This is a genomic window from Microbispora sp. H10836 (genome assembly GCF_012999525.1).
In the GTDB taxonomy this organism is placed as follows: domain Bacteria; phylum Actinomycetota; class Actinomycetes; order Streptosporangiales; family Streptosporangiaceae; genus Microbispora.
Genome location: NZ_JABBWU010000013.1, coordinates 80,099 through 101,745, shown reverse-complemented (window position 1 = coordinate 101,745; position 21,647 = coordinate 80,099). Strand labels below are relative to the sequence as shown.

Here is a 21,647-nt window from a genome sequence, read left to right as displayed (position 1 = left end):
TACAGTGTCCATATCCCGATATCTCCGTCTCATCATGAGAGACACGACCGGGGGCTGAACGCGAGGAGGCGTCACACCATGGGTCGCACACTGGCTGAGAAAGTCTGGGAGCAGCACGTCGTACGCCGTGCCGACGGCGAGCCCGACCTGCTCTACATCGACCTGCACCTCATCCACGAGGTGACCAGCCCGCAGGCCTTCGACGGCCTGCGCATGGCCGGCCGCACCGTGCGCCGCCCCGACCTCACGATCGCGACCGAGGACCACAACGTCCCGACCGTGCTCGGGCCGATCTCCGACCCGGTGTCCCGCACGCAGGTCGAGACGCTGCGCAAGAACGCCGCGGAGTTCGGCATCCGCCTGCACCCGATGGGCGACGCCGGCCAGGGCGTGGTGCACATCATCGGCCCGCAGTTCGGGCTGACCCAGCCCGGCATGACGATCGTCTGCGGCGACTCGCACACCTCGACCCACGGGGCGTTCGGCGCCATCGCGTTCGGCATCGGGACCTCCGAGGTCGAGCACGTGCTGGCCACCCAGACGCTGCCCGCCTACCGCCCCAAGACGATGGCCATCGAGGTCAAGGGCGAGCTGCCGGTCGGCGTGACCGCCAAGGACCTGATTCTGGCGATCATCGCGAAGATCGGCACCGGCGGCGGCCAGGGCTACATCGTCGAGTACCGCGGCGAGGCCGTGCGCAAGCTCTCCATGGAGGGCCGCATGACCGTCTGCAACATGTCGATCGAGGCCGGCGCCCGGGCGGGCATGATCGCCCCGGACGAGACCACGTTCGAGTACCTGCGCGGCCGTCCCCACGCGCCCACCGGGGAGGCCTGGGACCGTGCCGTGGAGTACTGGAAGACGCTGCGCACCGACGACGACGCCGAGTTCGACAAGGTCGTGGAGATCGACGCCTCGACCCTCACGCCGTTCGTCACCTGGGGCACCAACCCGGGTCAGGGCGCGCCGCTCGGCTCCGCCGTGCCGTCGCCCGAGCAGTTCGCCGACCCGGTCGAGCGGGCCGCCGCCGAGCGGGCGCTGGAGTACATGGGCCTGGCCGCGGGCACGCCGCTGCGTGACATCCAGGTGGACACCGTCTTCGTCGGCTCCTGCACCAACGGCCGCATCGAGGACCTGCGCGCCGCCGCCGAGATCCTGCGGGGCCGCACGGTCGTCACCCGTACGCTGATCGTCCCGGGCTCCATGGGGGTCAAGAAGGCGGCCGAGGAGGAGGGCCTGCACGAGGTCTTCAAGGCGGCCGGGGCCGAGTGGCGCGAGGCCGGCTGCTCGATGTGCCTGGGCATGAACCCCGACACGCTGAAGCCGGGCGAGCGCAGCGCCTCGACCTCCAACCGCAACTTCGAGGGCCGCCAGGGCAAGGGCGGGCGCACCCATCTCGTGTCGCCGCAGGTGGCGGCCGCGACCGCGGTGACCGGCCGGCTGACCGCCCCCGCCGAGCTCTGACCCCGCCCGCCTCAGTCCCAGGAAGAGACCATCATGGAAGCGTTCACCACTCACACAGGCCGGGCCGTGCCGCTGCGCCGCAGCAACGTGGACACCGACCAGATCATCCCGGCGGTCTGGCTCAAGCAGGTCAGCCGTACGGGCTTCGAGAAGGGCCTGTTCGCCGCCTGGCGCGAGGACCCGTCGTTCGTGCTCAACGACCCCGCGTACGAGGGCGCCACGATCCTGGTGTCCGGCCCGGACTTCGGCACCGGCTCCTCGCGTGAGCACGCCGTCTGGGCCCTGCAGCAGTACGGCTTCCGCGTCGTGATCGCCTCGCGCTTCGGCGACATCTTCCGCAACAACTCCACGAAGATGGGCCTGCTGCCGGTCATCCTGCCCGAGGACGTCGTCAAGCGCCTGCAGGACGCGGCCGAGGCGGATCCGAAGAGCGAGATCACCGTGGACCTGGTGGAACGCCAGGTGCGCGCGGGCGACCTGGTCGTCCCGTTCGAGATCGACGACTACACCCGCTGGCGGCTGATCGAGGGTCTCGACGACATCGGGCTGACCCTGCGTCACGCGGACGCCGTCGAGGAGTACGAGAATGGACGGCAGCCATGGCTGCCGACGACCGTCTGAACGAACCTCAGACCGGAGATGAGCTGCTGGCGCGGCGACTGCGTGATGCGCATCGCCGCGTCAGAGCGTTAGCCTTACCACAGGAGGAGCAGGCCCGCCTGGCGCGACGGCTGCTTGCTATCTGTGACGTGGCAAAGCGGGACATAGCCCATGCGGCCGCCCGGCTGGACGCCTTCATCGCCTATCTGGACGGCACATTCGACACGCCGAGCAGGCGAAACATGCCCCCCGGTGATTGAAGTCCCGCGACCTCGTCCCCTAATTTCAAGCGCGTAAGGGGGAGGAAACCGAAATGAACAAGAAAGAGCTCGTCGACGCGATCACAGATCGCGTCGGTGACAAGAAGACGGCTACCGAGGCCGTCAACGCCGTCCTCGACGCCATCCAGAGCGCTGTCGCGAGCGGTGACAAGGTCTCGATCACCGGCTTCGGCGCCTTCGAGATGGTGCACAAGCCGGCCCGTACGGCCCGCAACCCTTCCACCGGCGATCCGATCAAGGTGGAGGAGAGCTGGGCGCCGAGGTTCCGCCCCGGCGCGGATTTCAAGGAGCAGGTCAACGCTGGTGGCAAGGCTGCCAAGAAGAAGTAGCCGGCCCCACCGGTACCAGTGGACGGCGCTCGGAGCCCCCGGGCGCCGTTCGTCGTTTCCCGGCCCGCTGCCGCCTGCCGTGTGAGAGCCCGCGGACCCTGCCTTTGACCTGCGCAAACGTGTGTACTCTTTCAGGTGAGCGAGTCAAGGGGGGCGAATGCGGGGGACCCACCGATCGCGTGCATACGGTTCGACCGGGGGAAGATGCGGTGCAAGTCGGCCACAACCATGAGATCAGTCGCGTCCCGATGGACGTGTTCGACCAGGCGCCGGCCGGAGTCCTGGTGACCCATGGGGAAGACCATCGGCTGCTCTACACGAACGACGCCTTCCAGGCGATGCTCGGGGACCGGCCGATCGGTGTGCCGGTCCGGGAGGGCCTTCGCGACGTCCTCGGGCAGGAGACCCTCGCCGTGCTCGACGAGGTCAGGAGCACGGGGAAGACCGTGCGCCTCGACGAGGTCTCCGTGACCGTGGACCGGAGCGGCGGCCCATGCGAGCGCCTCTTCCGGGTGAGCCTCTCCGGGATCGCCCTTGAGGGCGGCGAGGGCGGGCTGCTGGCCGTGGTCCAGGAGGTCACGGCGCAGGTCCTCGCCCCGGAGCGGATCCGCGTGATGGAGAAGGAGCTGTGCCGCCTCCAGCGCCGCTACCAGAGCATGTTGTGGGTGGACGCGCACATGGTGTGGGTGACCGGCCCGGAGGGCGAGGTCAGGGAGGTGAGCCAGGGCTGGCAGCGCCTGTCGGGTCAGACGCTGGAGGAGAGCCGCGGGTACGGCTGGCTGCGGGCCCTGCATCCCGAGGACCGCGAGAGGGCCCTGGACGCCTGGGTCCGGGCCGCCGAACTGGCGACCCCGATCTGGGAGCAGGTCTTCCGCGTCGCGAGCCCGGACGGCGTCTACCGGCACATCCGCTTCCGGGCCGTGCCCGTGTACGAGAACGGCGGGGTGGTGGAGTGGGTGGGCGCCTCCGCCGACGTCGAGCAGGAGTGGCAGGAGGAACGGCGCCGCCGGCTGCTGGACCGGGTCGCGGCCGCGGCGACCGACATCACCAACCTGGAGGAGATGTGCCAGGCGCTCGCCGACGTGATCGTGCCTGAGCTCGCCGACTCGTGCGACGTGTACCTGCGTCCCGAGTCGAGCGGTGGGTTCCCGCACGCGCCGGTCGTCACCGAGCGCATCGCCGCCGCCGTCCGTGCGGGCTTGCGGAGGCTGCCGACGCGGCGCAAGGAGTATCACCTCCCCACCGGCGCGCTCGTGCGCGCGGTACGGCGGCGCCGCCCGGTCCACATGTCGTTCCCCCCGGGCTGCCCTCCGTTCCCCTGCCCCGAGGCCGTCAGAACGTGGATGGCCGAGAGCGGGGCGCACAACCTGGCCCTTCTGCCGATCGTCGTCCAAGGCGAGGTGGCGGCCGTGGTCGTGGCCACTGCCTGCGGGGATCGCCCGCCGATCGCGCCGGACGACGTCGAACTGATGCGGGAGATGGTCGACCACGCGCACGACGCGATCAGCAACGCTCTGCGCTTCCGCCGTACCCAGCGGGTGGCGCTGGCCCTGCAGCACAGCCTGCTGGCCGAGCCGCCCCACGTCCCCGGTCTGGAGCTCGCCGCCCGCTACCAGGCGAGCCCGACCGCCGCCGAGATCGGCGGGGACTGGTACGACGCGTTCGTGCTGTCGTGCGGCGCCGTCAATCTGGTCATCGGAGACGTGGCCGGGCACGACCTCGCCGCGGCCGTGTCGATGAGCCAGGTGCGCAACCTGCTGCGGGCGCTCGCCGTCGACCGCGAACTCGAGTCCCCGGCGGACGTCCTGCGGCGGCTGAACGGCGCCCTGGAGACCCTTGACGGCGAGAGCACGGCGACCTGCGTCCTGACCCGCCTCGAAAGAGCCGGCGACGGCAGGTGGCGGCTGGTGTACTCGGCGGCCGGGCACCCGCCGCCGTTGCTGGTGACCGGCGACGGACAGGGCCGCTTCCTCAGGGACGCGGGTAATCCCCTCCTCGGCCTGTACCACGGGCGGCCGTGGATCAGCGCCGTGGAGCCGTTGCCGCCGCGCAGCACCCTGCTGCTCTACACCGACGGCCTCGTCGAGCGGCGGGGAGAGGATCTCGGCGACGGGCTCGAACGGCTGCGGCGGTGCGCGGAGGCGCTCGCCCGCGAACCCCTGGGCCGGTTCTGCGACGAACTGCTCACCGGGATGCCCGTGACGGGCGAGGACGACGTCGCCGTGATCGCGCTGCGGGTGCCGTCGCCGGGCGATGTCTCGTGATCCCCGGCGACGTCTCCTCGTGATTTCCCGGCGGCCGGCGTGGATCTCCACCTGAGCGCCGCCGCCTCACCTCGCTCACACCCGCAGCAGGTGCCGGAGGACCACCAGCACCACTTCGAGGCCCATTTGCATGCCGATCCCCGCCTCGGCGGAACCCATCATCGCGAGGGCCAGAGGCACCACGACGGGAAACAGGACACGGGCCGCCCGGACCAGGACGTGCGGCAGCGCGAACGGAACGGAAATCGTGATCGTCATGACGGACCTCCTGTCTCGTGCCGGACGTCCGGCACGGATGAGAACCCGTCACCCACCGTGACAGCGGACGGCGACCGCCTCGACGGCGTCGGAGGCGCGCGTCGCGCCACGCCCGGGAAGGGTGACGGGACGGAATTGTCGCGGACTGCTGCCGAGAGTCATCCCGACCACCTCCTCACGGTCATGCGGCGACGCCCGTGGCACGGCCGATCGCCGATCAACCCCCTCGTTTCGCACCTCTCACGTAAGAGCTTTGGCACTGCGCGGCGTGATCCCACGGAGGGAAGCCACCTGGAGTCACCCCTTAAGCCGGGGAGACCTGTCCTGACCCGTGACGTCTCTCGACGAGGAGGGTCAGTGGCCTGTATCCGCGCAGACGCCTCACCGAACGAGGTGCCCACGCCTCCAGTACACCTCCGCCCAGGTCAGCGGGTCAAACCCGCCCCGGTCCAGGGACCGGGAACGTGGAGAGCGTGACGTAACCGACGCGGCCGTCCGTCATGACGAGGGCGACCCGCTGGCCGGGGCGCAGGTGCCGCAGCGGGCCGGCGTCGAACGCCTCGCCGTCGAAGGGAATCCGGGTGCCGTCGTCGAGGAAGACCCAGCCCGAGCGGGTCGCGGGATCGAAGCTCTGCACCGTCGCCTGCACGCCGCCAGCCTACCGCCGCCTGCGGAAAATCCTTTTGACCGTGCATCTTCCGGCTGCCGGCATGGCCCGCCATGACCGGGGTGCCGAGGAGCCTGTGGCGCGTACGCGACTTCGGCGCTACGCGGGGGCGCTGACCATGCCGTCGTTCGGCCTGTGGTCGGCCACGGTGCCGCTCTACCTGATCCGCGAGGTCGGCACGAGCCCCGGCGCGTACGGCACGCTGCGTTCTTCTAGCTCTCCTCGTCGGGGTCCGGTCCGGCGATGTAGGAGGCGAGGCCGCGCAGGATGATCTCCAGGCCGAGCTCGAACCGGTAGTCGTTCGACTCGTCCACCATGATGTCGGCGAGCGCCACCAGGTTCGGGAACCGGTCGGGCGGCAGCGAGGCGAAGTAGCCCTGGATCTCCTCCCGCATGTCCTGCGGCGCCTTGCCGCCGCTCTCGGGGTAGCGGTCCTGCCAGAGGACCTCCTCCAGCACGAACCCGTCCAGGTAGGTCGACAGGAGGTCGCCCGCGATGGCCATGACCTCTCTCGGCAGGCCGGCCGCCGCGAAGACGGCCAGCAGTTTCTCCACGTGGGGGAGCAGTTCGGGGGAGAAGGGCACGCGGCCAAGGGAGATCTTGACCGCGTCGCGGTGACTGAGGAGTCTGCGGCGGCCCTGGCGGGCGAAGTCCCTGATCTGCTCCCGCCAGCGCCCGGGGTCGGGCTCGGGCAGCTCGTAGCCCTCGAACATGCGATTGTACATGAGCTGCAGCAGCTCGTCCTTGTCGCGCACGTGGACGTACAGCGCCGAGACGGCGACGCCGAGCTCGCCGGCGACCTGCCGCATGCTCAGCCGGTCGTAGCCCTCACGGTCGAGGACGGTGTAGGCGGCGCCGACGATCCGCTCGCGGGTGAGGGGCACCCTGGCCGGCGTGCGTCGCCTGGGCGGACGCTCCCACGGCGGTGTGGGCATGTCCGGCTGCGTCATGAGGACCTCCCGCTGTTCCGCCCATGTTAGTGAACACCGCTCCGTGTTCACGAACACTGCTCTCAAAGACGAGATATATCTTGTGCGCCTGACAAACGCGATATATCGTGGTGAACATCGAACTTGTCGGTGAACACTGATCAGTGGTAGAACAGCGCTCAGTTTACCCTGAACACTGTTCAGTTCCCAAGGAGGGGTGATGTCGGAACCAATCACCGCGACGGCGCCGGCGGCGCCGGTGACCGGAGCGCCGTACCGCTGGCGCTGGGCGGCTCTCTTCGTGATCCTCGCCGGGGAGGTCATGGACCTCCTCGACGCGACGGTCACCAACATCGCGGCGCCGAGCATGCGCGCCGATCTCGGCGGCTCGGAGGGGACCATCCAGTGGATGGGCGCCGCCTACACCCTGGCCATGGCCGTCGGCCTGATCACCGGAGGCAGGCTGGGGGACATCTTCGGCCGCAAGCGGATGTTCCTGATCGGCGCCGCGGGCTTCACCGCCGGGTCGCTGCTCTGCGCCGTCGCCCAGTCGCCCGAGGTGCTCATCGGCGCCCGGGTGATCCAGGGCCTGTTCGGCTCGGTCATGCTGCCGCAGGGACTCGGCATGATCAAGGAGATGTTCCCGCCCGCGGAGACGGGCAAGGCGTTCGGCATGTTCGGGCCGGTCATGGGCCTGTCCGCGGTCGGCGGCCCGATCCTCGCGGGCTGGCTGGTCGAGGCCGACTTCTGGGGCACCGGCTGGAGGATGATCTTCCTCATCAACCTGCCGCTGGGCCTCGCCGCGCTGGCCGCCGGAATGCGCTTCCTGCCGGAGTCGCGGTCGCCGCACCCGCTGCGCCTCGACATGGGCGGGGTGGCGCTCGCGTCCCTGGGCGGCTTCCTGGTGATCTTCCCGCTGGTGCAGGGCCGCGAGCACGACTGGCCCCTCTGGGCGTTCGCCATGCTCGTCGCGTCGGTCGTCGTCTTCGCCGTCTTCGGCCTGTTCCAGTCGCGTCGCAGCCGTTCCGGCGGCGACCCGCTGATCGTGCCGAGCCTGTTCCGCAAGCGCGCGTTCACCGGCGGCCTGTTGACCGGCATCGTGTTCTTCTCCGGCATGGCCGGATTCATGCTGGTCTTCAACCTCTACACCCAGATGGGGCTCGGCTACTCGGCGCTCAAGGCCGGCCTGGCGATGGCCCCGTGGTCGGCCGGCATGATCGTCGGATTCGGGCTCGCGCAGCCGTTGCAGAAGTTCGGGCGCAGGCTCCTCCAGGGCGGCACCCTCGTCATGGCGCTGGGCGTGGCCGGCGTCCTGCTCACACTGAACCTCGCGGGCACGCACCCCGGCCCGTGGCAGCTCGCCCCGGCCCTCGTGGTGGCGGGGATCGGCATGGGCCTGCTGATGTCGCCGTTCTTCGACATCGTGCTGGCCGGCGTGGAGGAGCACGAGACGGGCTCCGCCTCCGGCACCCTGACGGCGGTGCAGCAGCTGGGCAGCGCGTTCGGCTACGCCCTGCTCGGCACGGTCTTCTTCGACCTGCTCGGCGATGTGCCGAGCGCCGGAAGCTTCGACCAGGCGATCAAGGTGACCCTCTGGGTGGTCGCCGGGATGCTTGTGGTGACGTTCGCGGTGGCCTTCCTCCTGCCCCGGCAGGCCCGTGAGAACGCGGAGGCGGCCCACTGACCACGACAGCGGACACGATCACGCCGGCACGGGGGCCGGCGTGATCTTCGCGTTCCCCCGGCTCAGCCGGGCGTCAGGGACAGACGGGCGGCGACCTCCGCGGTGGCGGGGCCGACGCCCAGGGCCAGGGCGGCACGCAGGTCCTCCACCGTGTCCACGTCCCTGCGCACCGAGGCGATGTCGGGCAGGGCCAGCTCCTTGGCCCCCCGGGACAGGTGCCTGGCCCTCGACTCGCCGCCGAACCCCGGCCGGAAGGACACGCCCGGCCGTACGCCGTAGAACGTCGTGCCCACCTCGGCCGCGTCGGGGACGAACGCCTGGTCGAACTCCAGCGCCGCCGCGAGCACCGTCTCCAGCTCCGCGGGCCGCAGCGCGGGCAGGTCGGCCTGCAGGGCGCCGACGGCGTCGTACGGCGCGAGCCGTACGGCCTCCTCCGCGCCCGCCCGCAGGGCGGTGTTGAGCCCCCGGTCCGGATCGGCGACCACGTGGGCGCCGAGCGCGGCCAGCCGCCGCGCGGGCAGCGGGTCGGCCGTCACGACCACCACGCGCGCCACCAGCGGGCACCGCAGCGCCGCCGTCACTGTGTCGGAGGCCACCGCGACCGCCAGGTCGGTCCGGTACGGCCCCGCCGCCGCGGCGAGCCGCGTCTTGGCCCGGATCAAGGTCTTCACCGGGACCACTATTGACCATCGCGCGAGGTGCATGCCTGTAGCATCCCGCCTCGACATCGCCCATGGCCAACCGGGAGACTTGTGCCGGATCCCGGTGATTTTGGAGACTCTGTGAGCCACCCTAGCGAGCCCTCGTCCGACCCGAACGCCCCCGCAGTGCCCACCCCCGCCGTGGTGAGCCGCCGCGCCGGCCGGCCGCCGCGCTTCTGGGAGGCGCTCGCGGTCGTCGTCGTCAAGCCGCTCTCACGCCTGTTCGTGAAGCGGCGGTGGCGCGGCGGGGAGAACATCCCCCGCACCGGCGGACTGATCATCGCGGTCAACCACCTGTCGTGGTCGGACCCCGTGCTGCTCTCGCACTACCTGTACAACAACGGGCGGTGGCCGACGATCCTGGCCAAGGCGGGTCTCTTCCGGATCCGCGGACTCGGTCACGCTATCGCGCAGCTCCAGGCCATCCCGGTCGAGCGCAACAGCACCGAGGCCACCCAGTCGCTCAAGATCGCCGAAGAGCGGCTGCGGAGCGGCGCCTGCATCCTGTTCTATCCCGAGGGCACCATCACCCGCGATCCTGACCTGTGGCCCATGGCCGGCAAGACCGGTGTCGCCCGGCTGGCCCTCGCGACCGGCGTGCCGGTCGTCCCGATCGCCCACTGGGGCGCCCAGGACCTGCTGCCGTACGGAGCGAAGAAGCCTCGCCTGCTGCCCCGCAAGAGCTTCCACGTGCTCGCCGGACCGCCGGTCGACCTGTCGAAGTACGCCGGGCTGCCCATGCGCGGCTCGGTCCTGCGCGAGGCGACCGCCGACATCACGGCCGCCATCACCGGCCTGCTCGCTGAGATTCGGGACGAGAAGGCGCCAGAGGTCCCCTATGACCCGAAGAACGCGGCCAACGGCTGAGCGGGGCGTACGGTGAGGGAGGAGCGCGCGGAGCAAGAGGAGTGGTGCGGCCAGTGAGCAGGGCGGCTGTTTTCGGAACGGGCTCGTGGGGCACCACGTTCGGGATGATCCTCGCCGAGGCCGGCACCCCCGCGACCCTGTGGGGCAGGCGGGCGGAGATCGTCGACGCGATCAACGAGACCCGGGAGAACCCCGAATACCTGCCCGGCACCCGGCTGCCCGACACGATCCGCGCGACGACCGACCCCGCCGAGGCCATGGACGGCGCGGACTTCGTGGTCCTCGCGGTGCCGTCCCAGACGCTGCGCGGCAACCTCCAGGTGTGGAAGCCCCACATCCCCTCCGAGGCGGTGCTGGTCAGCCTCATGAAGGGGGTCGAGCTCGGCACCTGCAAGCGGATGAGCGAGGTCGTCTGCGAGGTGGCCGAGGTGCCGGAGCAGCGGGTGGCCGTGGTCTCCGGGCCCAACCTGGTCCCCGAGCTGGCCCAGCGGCAGCCCGCCGCGGCCGTCGTCGCCTGCCGCGACGAGGAGGTGGCCGTTCGGCTCCAGGAGGCGTGCCACCTGCCGTGGTTCCGGACCTACACGAATCCGGACGTCGTGGGCGTCGAACTCGGCGGCGCGGTCAAGAACGTCATCGCGCTGGCCGTCGGCGTCGCGGCCGGCATGGGCCTGGGCGACAACGTGCGGGCGACGCTCATGACGCGCGGACTGGCCGAGATCGCCCGGCTGGGCGCGGTGCTCGGCGCGGACCAGCACACCTTCGCCGGCCTCGCCGGCATGGGCGACCTCGTCGCCACCTGCACCTCCCCGCTGTCGCGCAACCGCACCTTCGGCGAGAACCTGGGCCGGGGCATGACGCTGGCCGAGGTCGTCGCGGCCACGAAACAGACGGCCGAGGGCGTCAAGACGTGCGAGTCGGTGCTCGAACTGGCCAGGAAGCACGACGTGGAGATGCCGATCACCGAGGTCGTCGTCGGCGTCGTCCACGACGGCATGACCCCCGGTGAGGCAGCAGTGCTGCTGATGTCGCGCACCCCCAAACCGGAGCGCTACGGCGTCTGATCAGGTCTGATCGGGGATTCGGGCCTCCGCGACGCGCGCGGCTGACAAGCCGTTTTGCGTCTCGAACACGGTAGATTCGGGCATCATGAATGAGGATCGCGAGTCCCCGTCACGCGTGCGCGTGGCAGTCGTCTTCGGCGGCCGCAACTCCGAGCACGCCGTATCCCTGATGGGCGCGGGCAGTGTGCTGGAGGTCATCGACCGGTCGAAGTACGAGGTCATCCCCATCGGCATCGCCCAGGACGGGCGCTGGGTGCTGGCGTCCAGCACCCAGTCCTACGCGATCGAGTCCGGCCGCCTGCCCGTCGTGGACGACTCCGGCACCGCGCTCGCGCTGCCGGGGGACTCCGGCACCCTCGTGGCCCTGGAACCCGGTGAGATCCCGCACGCGCTGGGGCGGGTCGACGTCGTGTTCCCCCTGCTGCACGGCCCGTACGGCGAGGACGGCACGATCCAGGGTCTGCTGGAGTTGGCCGGTGTCCGCTACGTGGGCTCCGGCGTGCTGGCCAGCGCGGTCGGCATGGACAAGGCCTACATGAAGCTCGTGCTGCACGCGGCCGGGCTGCCGGTCGGCCCGTTCGTGGTCGTACGCGACCGTGACTGGCGCCTGGATCGCGGCCGGGTGCTCAAGGAGATCGAGGAACTGGGCTGGCCGGTGTTCGTCAAGCCGTCCCGGGCCGGCTCGTCGCAGGGCATCTCCAAGGCGCACGATCCCGAGTCGCTGGAGGCGGCCATCGAGCTCGCCCGCGAGCACGACCCGAAGGTGCTGGTGGAGGCCGCCATCGTCGGCCGCGAGGTCGAGTGCGCGGTGCTGGAGTCGCTGGACGACGCCGCCCCCGAGGCGAGCGTCCCCGGTGAGGTGCTCGTGGAGGGCGGCCAGGAGTTCTACGACTTCGAGGCCAAGTATCACCCCGGGCAGATGGCGCTCCAGGCGCCGGCCGACATTCCGGCCGAGGTGGCCGAGACGCTGCGCGCCATGGCCGTGCGCGCGTTCGAGGCGCTCGGCTGCGAGGGCCTGTCGCGGGTCGACTTCTTCTACACGCCGTCCGGCGAGCTGCTCGTCAACGAGATCAACACCATGCCCGGTTTCACGTCGACGTCGGTCGCGCCGCAGTTGTGGGCCGCCACCGGCCTGCCGTACGCCGGCCTGGTCGACCGGCTGATCCAGCTCGCGCTGCGCCGGCCCGCGGGCCTGCGGTAGTCACTCGGGGATGCTCGACTTGACCGGCCCGGCGAGGTCGACCAGCACGGCCCCGGGCTGGTGGCCCTTCCCGATCGTCACCTCGACGTACGCCACGCGGTTGGTGGACGTGAACAGCGTCGGCCGGCGCGGGTCCTGGAACCAGCCGACGCCGTTGATGTCGCCGACCTCCGCCGTCGGCTCCATCGCGGCAGGCCGGGGCACACCGCAGCGCAGGGCGATCTGGCCGTCGCCCCAGACCGCGACGTACGGCGAGGGGGGTTCGGAGGCGGTCCGGCCGAGGCCGTCGAGCGTCTTCGGCAGCGCCGCGTCGAGCGCGCGGCAGGCCGCGGCCGCCTCGCCGGTCGGCGTGGGCGGCTCCACGTGGACGGTGGACGAGCAGCCCGCGAGCAGGGCGAGCGCCGCCACGATCGCGACTCCCGGCGTCGTGCCCACGGGCCCCTTCGCCTTTCGCATCGTCTCCCCGGCTCGTGTCCCGCTCAGATGTGGACGATCGGACACGTCAGTGTACGAGTGATGCCCTGCACGGCCTGGATCTGGGCCACCACGAGCTTGCCGAGCTCGTCCACGTTGTTGGCCTGGGCGCGGACGATGACGTCGTAGGGGCCGGTGACATCCTCGGCCTGTGTGACCCCGGGGATGGAGGAGATCTCCTCGGCCACGTTGGCGGCCCTGCCGACCTCGGTCTGGATAAGGATGTAGGCCTGCACCATGACGCCCTCCGGGTAGAGATCAGTGCCGGAGCGTAACCGTACCTCGAATGCACTAGGGGTGTGCCATCACAGTCGGAGATCTCGGCGAATTCGGAGTAATTCAGCGGATATCGGGACGCCTTCCGCGGACTGCGGCCGTACTGCTGGGCCCCGGCGACGACGCCGCGGTCCTCAAGGCGCCCGACGGGCGGGTTGTCGTGAGCACGGATCTACTGATCGAGGGCAGGCACTTCCGCCGCGACTGGTCGAGCGGGTACGACATCGGCCGTAAGGCCGCCGCACAGAACCTTTCCGACATCGTTGCCATGGGGGCCGATCCCACCGCCCTCGTGGTCGGTCTGGGGCTGCCCGCGGACGTCCCCGCCGACTGGCTGGACGCGCTGACCGACGGCTTCCGCGACGAGTGCGACCTGGTGGGGGCGACCGTGGCGGGGGGCGACATCGCCCGGTCGGAGACCGTCGTGCTCGGGGTGACCGCGCTCGGCGACCTCGGCGGCAGGTCGCCGGTGACGCGGTCGGGCGCGCGTCCCGGTGACGTGGTCGCGCTGGCGGGCCGCCTCGGATACGCCGCGGCCGGACTGGCCCTGCTCGGGGCGGGCGTGACCGGCGGCCCCCCGGAGTTCGCGGCTCTGCTGGAGGCGCACCGCCGTCCCCTGCCGCCGTACCCCTGCGGTCCGCGGGCCGCGCTGCTCGGCGCGACGGCGATGCTCGACGTCAGCGACGGCCTGCTGCAGGACCTCGGGCACGTCGCCGACGCGAGCGGCGTGTCCGTCGCGCTGGACGCCGCCGCCCTGCCCGTGCCGGAGACGCTGACCGCGGCGGCGCGCCACCTGGGCGCGGACCCGCTGGAGTGGGTGCTGACCGGCGGCGACGATCACGCGCTGGCCGCGACGTTCCCTCCCGAGGTACGGCTGCCGCCCGAGTGGACGCCTGTGGGCGTGGTCACCGAGGGCCGCGGGGTGCGGGTCGACGGACAGACCCGGGCTCGAGGGGGCTGGGACCACTTCCGTGGATGATGTGAAATTTGTGACATAGGCGTATTAGATCTGTTATTAAGTATGGCGGTCGGCAACAGGAAGGACCGTCATGGGCCGTCACACGGCAGGACGTAAGGCGCGAGAGGGACAGCCCTCCCCGGCTCAGGACGACCCTCCGGAGAGGGCCGCCGGCCCGGACCACGTGGCCTTCCGTCCTCCGGCGACGCCGACCGGCGCCCCGCCGACCTCTCCCGGGGCCGGCTACCCCGGGCCGCGGCCGAGCGGCGGGGACGCGCCGTGGCCGGTGCCGCCCTCGGACACGTCGTCGGCTGGTGTGCCGTGGCCCGCGCCGCCCTCGGAGGCGACGACCCGGATGTTCGCCGCCCTGTCGCCCGAGAGGCTGGAGTCCGAGAGCCTGGCGTCGCCTGAGCGTCTGGTGACGTCCGAGCGTTCGGTGACCTCCGGGGGCGCCGGGGACCGGAGCCGTCCCGGGCAGGGCCGGGACGACCTCGCGAAGCAGCCGAGACGTATGCGGAGGCTGGCGCTCGTATCGGGGCTGTCCGTGCTGCTGGCCGTGGGCGTCACAGCCGGCGGCGCACGGCTGATCGCCGGGCGGACCTCCCTCACCATGGAGCAGCCGACGACGGCCTGCCCGATTTCGGAGAACTGCGCCGCGGCGGGCGGGCCGTACGCGGCGCCCGGCTCCGGCCAGGCCCTCGGCGAGACGCCGGCCCCGGGCGAGCCGACCGGCGACCCCGTCCAGAACGGCCAGGATGACCCCGGCAGCACCGGTGCCGGACAGGACGAGGGCCGGAACACCGGGAAGAACGACACCGGCAAGGACACAGGTAAGGACACAGGGGAGGACACAGCGCAGGGCGGTTCGGCGGATCCGCAGGCCACACCGGTCTCCACGGCGACCTCCGCAGGCCCGGATCGCGACCACGCGTCCGCCCGTACGCGCACCCCGTCCACCGCCGCTCCACGCGCCTCGTCCCAGGCGTCTCCACGGGTGGGCGGTGCTCCCGCCGCCGTCACGGCCGCGGGCGACGGGGCGGCCACCGTGCCCGGTGCCGAGGCCGCGTACGGCGGGACCGGGCCCGGCGACAGCGGGACCGGCGAGGACACGGCGGGCACGGACACGGCGCAGACCGAGTCCGCCCTCGACGGCGACGGTGCGGCGGTGCGGGTGCGCTTCACGGTGACAGACCGTGATGAGAGCGGATACACGGCGCGGCTCGCTGTACGCAACGAGGGGCCTGCCCTGCCCGCCTGGACCATCCGGCTGGCCGTGGGCGGGCAGGTGACGGCGGTCGAAGGGGCTGACTGGGAGCAGCGGGGAGACACCCTGACCCTGAGCTCGCAGACCGCGCTGGGTGAGAGCGGCGCGCTGACGCTGACCATCTACGCCGACGGCGCGTCCGCCGCACCCGCCGACTGCGTGCTCTCCGAGGGCCGGTGCGAGGTGACCGGGCCCGGTTCCTCCCGGCGCCGCGGCTGAGCCGTCCCGACCGGGTCCGCCCGGCCGGGGGGCGTGGCGCTGGGCGGGCTGCTGGCCTGCCGTCATCCGCCTCTCCGGCTGGGTGCGGCATGGGGCGGCGCGGCGTGCGGCTGACCTGCCGGTCTCCGGGCCGTTCGGCCGTGCGGGGGCGGCGCCGGACGGTCCACGCGGCCCGTCCACGATGGGGGCGTTTTCGGGGGAGGGGCGGGTGTTTTGGTTGGATTGGCCCATGACCACCCCACCACGTGTCCTGACCATCGCGGGCTCGGACTCCGGCGGCGGCGCCGGCATCCAGGCCGATTTGAAGACCATGCTGGCTCTCGGCGTGCACGGCATGAGCGTCATCGCGGCCGTGACGGCGCAGAACTCACTGGGCGTGCAGGGCTACTGGGAACTGCCCCCTGAGGCGGTGCGGGCGCAGCTCGACTCGGTCCTCGGCGACATCGGAGCCCAGGCGATCAAGACGGGCATGCTCGCGTCGTCCGTGCTGGTGGAGACCGTCGCGGAGGCGCTCGCGGGCGTGACCGCGCCCGTCGTGGTGGACCCGGTCGGCGTCTCCAAGCACGGCGACAGCCTGCTCGCGCCGGACGCCGTGGAGACCGTCAAGCGTGCGCTGCTGCCGGTCGCGACCGTGGTCACGCCCAACCTGTGGGAGGTCGAGCAGCTCACGGGAGTCAAGGTCGAGGACGAGGACGACCTGCCCCGCGCCGCCGAGGCCGTGCTGGCGCTCGGCCCGAAGTGGGCGCTGATCAAGGGCGGCCACCTCCCCGGTGCGCCCGTGGACCTGCTCACCGACGGGTCGAGCGAGCACCGCTTCACCGCCGAGCGGCACGACAACCGGCACACCCACGGCACCGGCTGCACGCTCGCCTCCGCGATCGCGTCGTACCTCGCCCTCGGCGAGGACGTGCCCGGCGCCGTACGGCGGGCCAAGGAGTACGTGACGGGCGCGATCGCGCACGGCTTCCCGCTGGGCGCGGGCATCGGTCCCGTGGACCACGGCTGGCGGATGCGGGCGGACGCCTGAGCGAGCCGGCTCACCGTGTCCTGTGAACGCGGACGGCGACGTCACGGCGTCGGGCGTCGCTCAGCCGGCCCGCGCCGTCGAGGTCGGCACTGCCCGGCCAGCGCGCGGGAAGGCAGACCCTCCGGGAGGCTGTGGGTGGCGCCGGACGTAGATCATGCCGGCCGCGCCCATACCCGTGGCGCGGCCGGCGGCGGTCCATCGCGTCATCGGTCCGGTGTGAGGAGAGGTTTGACGTCGAGGATCGGGGTCGCGTCGAGAGCTTCGAGGTTACCGACGTGGACGCGCGTTCCGCTGATGGCGAGGATGCGCACTTCATGCAGGCCGATCGGGTTGGGCCGGTCGGGACTGCGGGTGGTGAAGACGCCGGCGCGCGGCCGCGTGGTGTCGCCGCGCGGGTGGACGGTGAGCGTGTCGCGGTAGGCCCGGTCGAGCCAGGTGAGCAGGAGCACGTCGGTGCCCGGGGACAGGCCCTCCAGGGCGGGTGCGTACTGCTCATCGAAGATCAGCCAGGCGTCGGGGGCGCCTTCGTCGGCTTGCAGGGGTGCCGCGGCTCGATCGGTGAGGGACGATTCGACTCGCCCGATCACGCGCAGTGTGAATTCGGTCAACAGTGTTGATCCTTCTCTGGTTCCGCCGATGTCCGGAACGGCGGCGCCGTGCCGGATCCGAACCCTATCCGGCGTGCGCGGGCCGGCCGGATCGTTTCGGCGCGCCGGCCATGCCGGCGGCCACGGCGACGCCCGTACCTCGTGAAGGTCGTCACCCGGCGGACGCGTCCTCGCCGTAATCGGTCGCGGAAACGCGAGAGCCCGCCACCGGAACCGGTGACGGGCTCTCGCGAGAGTCAGACGGTCAGCGCGTGACCTTGCCCGCCTTGATGCAGGAGGTGCAGACATTCATCCGCTTCGGCGTCCCGTTGACCACCGCGCGCACGGTCTGGATGTTGGGGTTCCAGCGGCGGCGGGTGCGGCGGTGCGAGTGGGAGATGTTGTTGCCGAAAATCGGCTTCTTGGCGCAGACGTCGCAGACGGAAGCCACGGTAATCGCTCCTTTGAATCAGTCGATCGGCCCGGCGCCGGTGCAGCGGCTCGTCCGAGCAATGCCGGGACAACCGGCTGGCCACACGAGGATATCCGATGTTCACCGGTGCACGCCAAACGGGACTCCGGCGGACGGGGATAGTCTCGTACCCGCCAACGGTAGCGCATCGAGGGGCTGGAGCGCGGAAGGAAGGGCGGCCGGATGCTCAAGGAGCTCGATCCCCCCGCGGTGCGCCGCTGGTCACGCCACTGCGCGGCGGCCCTCGGCAGGGCCAGGGCGGAGATCGACGCGCTCAACGTGTTCCCCGTGCCGGACGGGGACACCGGAACGAACCTGCACCTCACGATCCTGTCGGCGGCCGAGGCGGTGGACGCGCTGCCCGGCGACGCGGACGCGGGCGCCACGTGGGAGGCCCTGACACGCGGCGCCCTGCTCGGCGCGCGGGGCAACTCCGGTGTGATCGTCAGCCAGGCGCTGAGAGGCATGGGCGAGGTGCTCGGGCACGCGCCGGGAGGCGGCGCCGACCTGCGTGACGGCCTGACGAGGGCGGCCGAGATGGCCAGGGCGGCGGTGGTCCGGCCCGTGGAGGGCACGGTGCTGAGCGTGCTGTCCGCCGCGGCGCACGCCGTACGCGACACGCCCGACGACCTGGCCGAGGTGGCCCGCCGGGCGGCGGACGAGGCGCGGCGGGCCCTGCGCCGCACGACGGAGCAGTTGGACGCGCTGTCCCGCAACGGCGTGGTGGACGCGGGCGCTGCCGGCCTGGTGATCATGCTGGAGAGCCTGTCCGAGGTGGTGGCCGAGGCGTACAGCGAGCGGCACGAGGTGCCCGCGCCGGCCGCGCGGATCACGCCGGAGGAACTCGGACGGCAGGACGCGGGCGGCCCCGGATACGAGGTCATGTACCTCCTGGACGCGGGCGAGGTGGACCGGCTGAGGGACGAGCTCGACGCGCTCGGGGACAGCCTGGTGATCGTCGGCGGGGAGGGCCTGTGGAACGTCCACGTCCACGTGGACGACGCGGGCGCGGCGATCGAGGCCGGGCTGCGGGCCGGTCGCCCGTACCGGATCAAGGTGACCTACCTCGGGGGACGGCCGCACGAGCCGCGCCCGGTGAGAGGCGTGGTCGCGGTCGCCGCCGGGGACGGCCTGACGGCGCTGTTCCGGGAGGCGGGAGCGGTGGTCGTGCGGCGTGAGCCGGGCTCGGCCCCGACGGCGGCGGCCCTGCTGCGGGCCGTCCGTGAGGCCGGGACAGAGGTGGCGGTGCTGCCCAACGACGCCGCCGTGTACGACGTCGCCGTGGCCGCCGCGGAGATCGCCAGGGAGGAGGGCGTGACGGTGAGCGTCCTGCCCACCCGGGCGTCGGTGCAGGGCCTGGCCGCGCTGGCCGTGCACGACCCGCTGCGCCGCTTCGACGACGACATCGTGGCGATGACCGACGCCGCCGGGCACACCCGCCACGGCCACGTGTGGGTCGCCGACCGCGCGGCGATGACCAGTGTCGGACTGTGCCGGATCGGCGACGTGCTCGGAGTGGTGGACGGCGAGGTCGCGCTGATCGGCGCGGACCTGGCCGCGACCGCGGTCGAGGTCGTCCGGCGCCTGGTCTCCGGCGGCAGCGAGATGGTCACGCTCGTCACCGGCGCCGGCGCGCCCGAGGCGCTCCTCCACGCCGTACGCGACCATCTGGAGCGCGTCCGCCCGGACCTGGAGATCGTCGTGTACGAGGGCGGGCAGGGCGGCTATCCCCTCCTGATCGGCGTCGAGTAGCCGGATTGTCAGCCGGTACGGGTAGAAATTGGTGACGTGACGAGCTTCGACGAGCCGCTCAAGAAGGTGGTCGGCAGGTCGGCCGCCCCGCTGGAGAGCGCGCTGGGCATCAGCACGGTCGGTGAACTGCTGCGCCACTACCCGCGGCGGTACGCGCAGCGCGGGGAGCTGACGCCCATCGCGTCGCTGGAGCACGACGAGCACGTCACCGTGGTCGCGAAGGTGTCGTCCGCCGTGCGCAGGCCGATGAAGAACCGGCAGGGCACCTGGCTCGACATCGAGGTGACCGACGGCAAGGAGAAGCTGCACCTGGCCTTCTTCGGCAAGGGCGCCTACGTCGCCGAGCAGCGGCTCACTCCCGGCACCGAGGCGATGTTCTCCGGCAAGGTCGGCGTCTTCGTCGGCGGGAGGACCAGGCGCGTCTCGCTCACCCATCCCGAGTACGAGTCGTTCGACGAGACGGAGGAGACGGCCGAGGAGTTCGCCTCCACGCTGGTGCCGATCTACCCTTCGGCCCAGGGGCTGCCGAGCTGGAAGATCCGCCGTGCCGTGCGCACGGTGCTCGACGTGCTCAGCCTGGACGACCCGGTGCCCCCCGAGATACGGGAGCGCCTGGGGCTGCTGCCGATCGAGGAGGCGCTGCGGCGCGTCCACCGGCCCCGCGGCCAGGCCGACGTCACGCGGTCGCACGACCGGCTGAAGTTCGATGAGGCGTTCGTCCTGCAGGCCGTCCTGGTGCGGCGGCGCATGGCCGCGTCCGCCTGGCTCGCCAGGGCCCGCCCCGGGCGCGACGACGGGCTGCTGCACGAGTTCGACGAGCGGCTGCCGTTCCAGCTCACCGAGGGGCAGCGGCAGGTCGGCGAGGAGATCGCCGCGGACCTCGCCCGCGAGCATCCCATGCACCGGCTCCTGCAGGGCGAGGTCGGCGCGGGCAAGACCGTGGTCGCGCTGCGCGCGATGCTCCAGGTGGTCGACTCCGGCGGCCAGGCCGTGCTGCTCGCGCCCACCGAGGTCCTCGCCCAGCAGCACCACCGGTCGATCGTGAACATGCTCGGCGATCTCGCGACCGGCGGGATGTTCGGCGGGACGGCGGTCGCGCTGCTCACCGGCTCGATGGGGGCCGCCGCACGGCGCGGCGCGCTGCTCGACGCGGCCTCCGGCGCGGCCGGCATCGTGATCGGCACCCACGCCGTGCTGCAGGAGCACGTCCAGTTCGCCGACCTCGGGCTGGTCGTCGTGGACGAGCAGCACAGGTTCGGCGTCGAGCAGCGCGACGCCCTGCGTGAGAAGGGCGGCGGCGGCCGTCCCCACGTGCTCGTCATGACGGCGACGCCGATCCCGCGCACGGTCGCGATGACCGTGTTCGGCGACCTGGAGGTTTCCACGCTGTCGCAGCTCCCTTCGGGCCGGGCCCCGATCACCACCCACGTGGTGCCCGCCGCGGACAAGCCCCACTTCCTCGACCGCGCCTGGCAGCGGGTCCGCGAGGAGGTCGGCCTGGGCCGCCAGGCGTACGTGGTGTGCCCGCGCATCGGCGACCAGGAGGGCGACGAGGGCGACCTGGCGAAGGACGACGACGAGCGCAGGCCGCCCCTGGCGGTGCTCGACGTCGCGCGCATGCTCGCGGAGGGGCCGCTGGCCGGCCTGCGGGTGGAGGCGCTGCACGGCAAGCTCGCGCCCGAGGACAAGGACGCGGTGATGCGCGCCTTCGGCCGGGGCGAGATCGACGTCCTGGTCGCGACCACGGTCATCGAGGTCGGCGTCGACGTCCCCAACTCGTCGGTGATGGTCATCATGGACGCCGACCGCTTCGGCGTCTCCCAGCTCCACCAGTTGCGCGGCCGGGTGGGCCGGGGCGGCCTGCCCGGGCTGTGCCTGCTCGTGAGCGAGGCGCAGGAGGGCACCCAGGCGCGCCGCAGGCTGGAGGCGGTGGCGGCGACCCTCGACGGCTTCGAGCTGTCCCGTGTCGACCTGGAGCAGCGCCGGGAGGGCGACGTGCTCGGCGCCGCCCAGTCGGGGCGCAGGTCGTCGCTCAAGCTGTTGCAGCTCCTGCGTGACGAGGACGTGATCGAGACGGCCCGGACCGAGGCGACCTCCCTGTTGTCCGCCGATCCCGGGCTGTCGGCGCACGAGGCCCTGCGTGCCGAGATCGACACCATGGTCGCCGACGAACGCGCCGAGTTCCTCGAAAAGGCGTGACCGCCATCCCCGACCGCCATCCCCGCCGCGCACCCCGCGGGTGCGGGCGGGCGCCGCGACATACGACGGGGGCGGGAAAGTGAAACGGGCGCCGTGTGAACACGACGCCCGTT

General features: G+C 71.9%; 22 protein-coding genes and 1 riboswitch. Of the genes, 14 read left to right on the top strand and 8 right to left on the bottom strand.

Annotation, left to right across the window (positions count from 1 at the left end; all coding sequences use genetic code 11):
- The first annotated feature begins 78 nt into the window (after window positions 1–78).
- The 5 genes from leuC to HHX30_RS23820 all read left to right on the top strand — a co-directional run bounded on the left by leuC (window position 79) and on the right by HHX30_RS23820 (window position 4,938).
- Window positions 79–1,464 (top strand): 3-isopropylmalate dehydratase large subunit, encoded by a 1,386-nt coding sequence (gene leuC / locus HHX30_RS23840; RefSeq protein WP_169984200.1) that lies wholly within the window; start codon window positions 79–81, stop codon window positions 1,462–1,464.
- 33 nt (window positions 1,465–1,497) lie between these two features.
- Complete coding sequence (gene leuD / locus HHX30_RS23835; protein WP_169984199.1) at window positions 1,498–2,085, top strand: 3-isopropylmalate dehydratase small subunit; 588 nt, start codon at window positions 1,498–1,500, stop codon at window positions 2,083–2,085.
- Entirely contained in the window at window positions 2,064–2,324 is a 261-nt protein-coding gene (locus HHX30_RS23830; protein ID WP_169984198.1) for a hypothetical protein, read from the top strand. The genes leuD and HHX30_RS23830 overlap by 22 nt, the downstream gene beginning before the upstream one ends.
- A 53-nt stretch (window positions 2,325–2,377) precedes the next feature.
- The gene (locus HHX30_RS23825; RefSeq protein WP_142562214.1) at window positions 2,378–2,674 is read left to right on the top strand and encodes an HU family DNA-binding protein; all 297 of its coding nucleotides are present in this window, start codon (window positions 2,378–2,380) and stop codon (window positions 2,672–2,674) included.
- A 248-nt stretch (window positions 2,675–2,922) separates the two neighbouring features.
- Entirely contained in the window at window positions 2,923–4,938 is a 2,016-nt protein-coding gene (locus HHX30_RS23820; RefSeq protein WP_169984197.1) for a SpoIIE family protein phosphatase, read from the top strand.
- Window positions 4,939–5,013: 75 nt separating this feature from the next.
- Here HHX30_RS23820 and HHX30_RS23815 read toward each other — a convergent pair whose 3' ends face one another.
- The 3 genes from HHX30_RS23815 to HHX30_RS23805 all read right to left on the bottom strand — a co-directional run bounded on the left by HHX30_RS23815 (window position 5,014) and on the right by HHX30_RS23805 (window position 6,813).
- The gene (locus HHX30_RS23815; RefSeq protein WP_169984196.1) at window positions 5,014–5,196 is read right to left on the bottom strand and encodes a hypothetical protein; all 183 of its coding nucleotides are present in this window, start codon (window positions 5,194–5,196) and stop codon (window positions 5,014–5,016) included.
- A gap of 230 nt (window positions 5,197–5,426) precedes the next feature.
- Window positions 5,427–5,596, bottom strand: a riboswitch (M-box (ykoK) riboswitch).
- 33 nt (window positions 5,597–5,629) lie between these two features.
- Window positions 5,630–5,845, bottom strand: coding sequence for a hypothetical protein (locus HHX30_RS23810; RefSeq protein ID WP_169984195.1), 216 nt, complete (start codon window positions 5,843–5,845; stop codon window positions 5,630–5,632).
- A gap of 230 nt (window positions 5,846–6,075) precedes the next feature.
- Entirely contained in the window at window positions 6,076–6,813 is a 738-nt protein-coding gene (locus HHX30_RS23805; protein ID WP_169984194.1) for a TetR/AcrR family transcriptional regulator, read from the bottom strand.
- A gap of 199 nt (window positions 6,814–7,012) precedes the next feature.
- Here HHX30_RS23805 and HHX30_RS23800 point away from each other — a divergent pair, with 199 nt between their 5' ends.
- Window positions 7,013–8,476 (top strand): MFS transporter, encoded by a 1,464-nt coding sequence (locus HHX30_RS23800; protein WP_169984193.1) that lies wholly within the window; start codon window positions 7,013–7,015, stop codon window positions 8,474–8,476.
- A gap of 62 nt (window positions 8,477–8,538) precedes the next feature.
- On the opposite strand, the gene cofC is transcribed toward HHX30_RS23800, so the two are convergent.
- Window positions 8,539–9,180, bottom strand: a complete 642-nt coding sequence (gene cofC / locus HHX30_RS23795; RefSeq protein ID WP_169984192.1) for a 2-phospho-L-lactate guanylyltransferase — start codon at window positions 9,178–9,180, stop codon at window positions 8,539–8,541.
- Between the two features lie 78 nt (window positions 9,181–9,258).
- Here cofC and HHX30_RS23790 point away from each other — a divergent pair, with 78 nt between their 5' ends.
- The 3 genes from HHX30_RS23790 to HHX30_RS23780 all read left to right on the top strand — a co-directional run bounded on the left by HHX30_RS23790 (window position 9,259) and on the right by HHX30_RS23780 (window position 12,306).
- Window positions 9,259–10,044 carry a lysophospholipid acyltransferase family protein gene (locus HHX30_RS23790; RefSeq protein WP_311922838.1) on the top strand — a complete coding sequence of 262 codons (786 nt, stop codon included), beginning with the start codon at window positions 9,259–9,261 and terminating at the stop codon, window positions 10,042–10,044.
- A gap of 53 nt (window positions 10,045–10,097) precedes the next feature.
- On the top strand, window positions 10,098–11,105 hold the full coding sequence (locus HHX30_RS23785; protein WP_169984191.1) for an NAD(P)H-dependent glycerol-3-phosphate dehydrogenase: 1,008 nt from the start codon (window positions 10,098–10,100) through the stop codon (window positions 11,103–11,105).
- Between the two features lie 85 nt (window positions 11,106–11,190).
- Window positions 11,191–12,306, top strand: a complete 1,116-nt coding sequence (locus tag HHX30_RS23780) for a D-alanine--D-alanine ligase family protein (RefSeq protein ID WP_169984190.1) — start codon at window positions 11,191–11,193, stop codon at window positions 12,304–12,306.
- On the opposite strand, the gene HHX30_RS23775 is transcribed toward HHX30_RS23780, so the two are convergent.
- Together HHX30_RS23775 and HHX30_RS23770 are read right to left on the bottom strand one after the other, a co-directional pair.
- Window positions 12,307–12,762 (bottom strand): DUF3515 domain-containing protein, encoded by a 456-nt coding sequence (locus HHX30_RS23775; protein ID WP_169984189.1) that lies wholly within the window; start codon window positions 12,760–12,762, stop codon window positions 12,307–12,309.
- 23 nt (window positions 12,763–12,785) lie between these two features.
- Complete coding sequence (locus HHX30_RS23770; protein ID WP_169984188.1) at window positions 12,786–13,019, bottom strand: Lrp/AsnC family transcriptional regulator; 234 nt, start codon at window positions 13,017–13,019, stop codon at window positions 12,786–12,788.
- A 65-nt stretch (window positions 13,020–13,084) separates the two neighbouring features.
- On the opposite strand from HHX30_RS23770, the gene HHX30_RS23765 reads away from it, so the two are divergent.
- The 3 genes from HHX30_RS23765 to thiD all read left to right on the top strand — a co-directional run bounded on the left by HHX30_RS23765 (window position 13,085) and on the right by thiD (window position 16,524).
- A complete protein-coding gene (locus HHX30_RS23765) occupies window positions 13,085–14,035 on the top strand; it encodes a thiamine-phosphate kinase (RefSeq protein ID WP_169984325.1) in 951 nt (316 codons plus the stop codon).
- A gap of 70 nt (window positions 14,036–14,105) precedes the next feature.
- A complete protein-coding gene (locus HHX30_RS23760; RefSeq protein ID WP_169984187.1) occupies window positions 14,106–15,497 on the top strand; it encodes a hypothetical protein in 1,392 nt (463 codons plus the stop codon).
- A 229-nt stretch (window positions 15,498–15,726) separates the two neighbouring features.
- Window positions 15,727–16,524: a bifunctional hydroxymethylpyrimidine kinase/phosphomethylpyrimidine kinase gene (gene thiD / locus HHX30_RS23755; RefSeq protein ID WP_169984186.1), complete on the top strand. Its 798-nt coding sequence runs from the start codon at window positions 15,727–15,729 to the stop codon at window positions 16,522–16,524.
- 203 nt (window positions 16,525–16,727) lie between these two features.
- On the opposite strand, the gene tsaA is transcribed toward thiD, so the two are convergent.
- Together tsaA and rpmB are read right to left on the bottom strand one after the other, a co-directional pair.
- Window positions 16,728–17,132: a tRNA (N6-threonylcarbamoyladenosine(37)-N6)-methyltransferase TrmO gene (tsaA, locus tag HHX30_RS41915; protein ID WP_249350368.1), complete on the bottom strand. Its 405-nt coding sequence runs from the start codon at window positions 17,130–17,132 to the stop codon at window positions 16,728–16,730.
- Window positions 17,133–17,376: 244 nt separating this feature from the next.
- Entirely contained in the window at window positions 17,377–17,562 is a 186-nt protein-coding gene (gene rpmB, locus HHX30_RS23745) for a 50S ribosomal protein L28 (RefSeq protein ID WP_030506042.1), read from the bottom strand.
- Between the two features lie 204 nt (window positions 17,563–17,766).
- On the opposite strand from rpmB, the gene HHX30_RS23740 reads away from it, so the two are divergent.
- Together HHX30_RS23740 and recG are read left to right on the top strand one after the other, a co-directional pair.
- Window positions 17,767–19,335, top strand: coding sequence for a DAK2 domain-containing protein (locus HHX30_RS23740; protein WP_169984184.1), 1,569 nt, complete (start codon window positions 17,767–17,769; stop codon window positions 19,333–19,335).
- Window positions 19,336–19,371: 36 nt separating this feature from the next.
- Window positions 19,372–21,534: an ATP-dependent DNA helicase RecG gene (recG, locus tag HHX30_RS23735; RefSeq protein ID WP_169984183.1), complete on the top strand. Its 2,163-nt coding sequence runs from the start codon at window positions 19,372–19,374 to the stop codon at window positions 21,532–21,534.
- Window positions 21,535–21,647: the final 113 nt, after the last annotated feature.

Coding starts and splice junctions, on each gene's coding strand:
- leuC (WP_169984200.1), top strand. CDS start 79: ATGGGTCGCACACTGGCTGAGAAAGTCTGGGAGCAGCACGTCGTACGC.
- leuD (WP_169984199.1), top strand. CDS start 1,498: ATGGAAGCGTTCACCACTCACACAGGCCGGGCCGTGCCGCTGCGCCGC.
- HHX30_RS23830 (WP_169984198.1), top strand. CDS start 2,064: ATGGCTGCCGACGACCGTCTGAACGAACCTCAGACCGGAGATGAGCTG.
- HHX30_RS23825 (WP_142562214.1), top strand. CDS start 2,378: ATGAACAAGAAAGAGCTCGTCGACGCGATCACAGATCGCGTCGGTGAC.
- HHX30_RS23820 (WP_169984197.1), top strand. CDS start 2,923: ATGGACGTGTTCGACCAGGCGCCGGCCGGAGTCCTGGTGACCCATGGG.
- HHX30_RS23815 (WP_169984196.1), bottom strand. CDS start 5,196: ATGACGATCACGATTTCCGTTCCGTTCGCGCTGCCGCACGTCCTGGTC.
- HHX30_RS23805 (WP_169984194.1), bottom strand. CDS start 6,813: ATGACGCAGCCGGACATGCCCACACCGCCGTGGGAGCGTCCGCCCAGG.
- HHX30_RS23800 (WP_169984193.1), top strand. CDS start 7,013: ATGTCGGAACCAATCACCGCGACGGCGCCGGCGGCGCCGGTGACCGGA.
- cofC (WP_169984192.1), bottom strand. CDS start 9,180: ATGCACCTCGCGCGATGGTCAATAGTGGTCCCGGTGAAGACCTTGATC.
- HHX30_RS23780 (WP_169984190.1), top strand. CDS start 11,191: ATGAATGAGGATCGCGAGTCCCCGTCACGCGTGCGCGTGGCAGTCGTC.
- HHX30_RS23775 (WP_169984189.1), bottom strand. CDS start 12,762: ATGCGAAAGGCGAAGGGGCCCGTGGGCACGACGCCGGGAGTCGCGATC.
- HHX30_RS23770 (WP_169984188.1), bottom strand. CDS start 13,019: ATGGTGCAGGCCTACATCCTTATCCAGACCGAGGTCGGCAGGGCCGCC.
- HHX30_RS23760 (WP_169984187.1), top strand. CDS start 14,106: ATGGGCCGTCACACGGCAGGACGTAAGGCGCGAGAGGGACAGCCCTCC.
- thiD (WP_169984186.1), top strand. CDS start 15,727: ATGACCACCCCACCACGTGTCCTGACCATCGCGGGCTCGGACTCCGGC.
- HHX30_RS23740 (WP_169984184.1), top strand. CDS start 17,767: ATGCTCAAGGAGCTCGATCCCCCCGCGGTGCGCCGCTGGTCACGCCAC.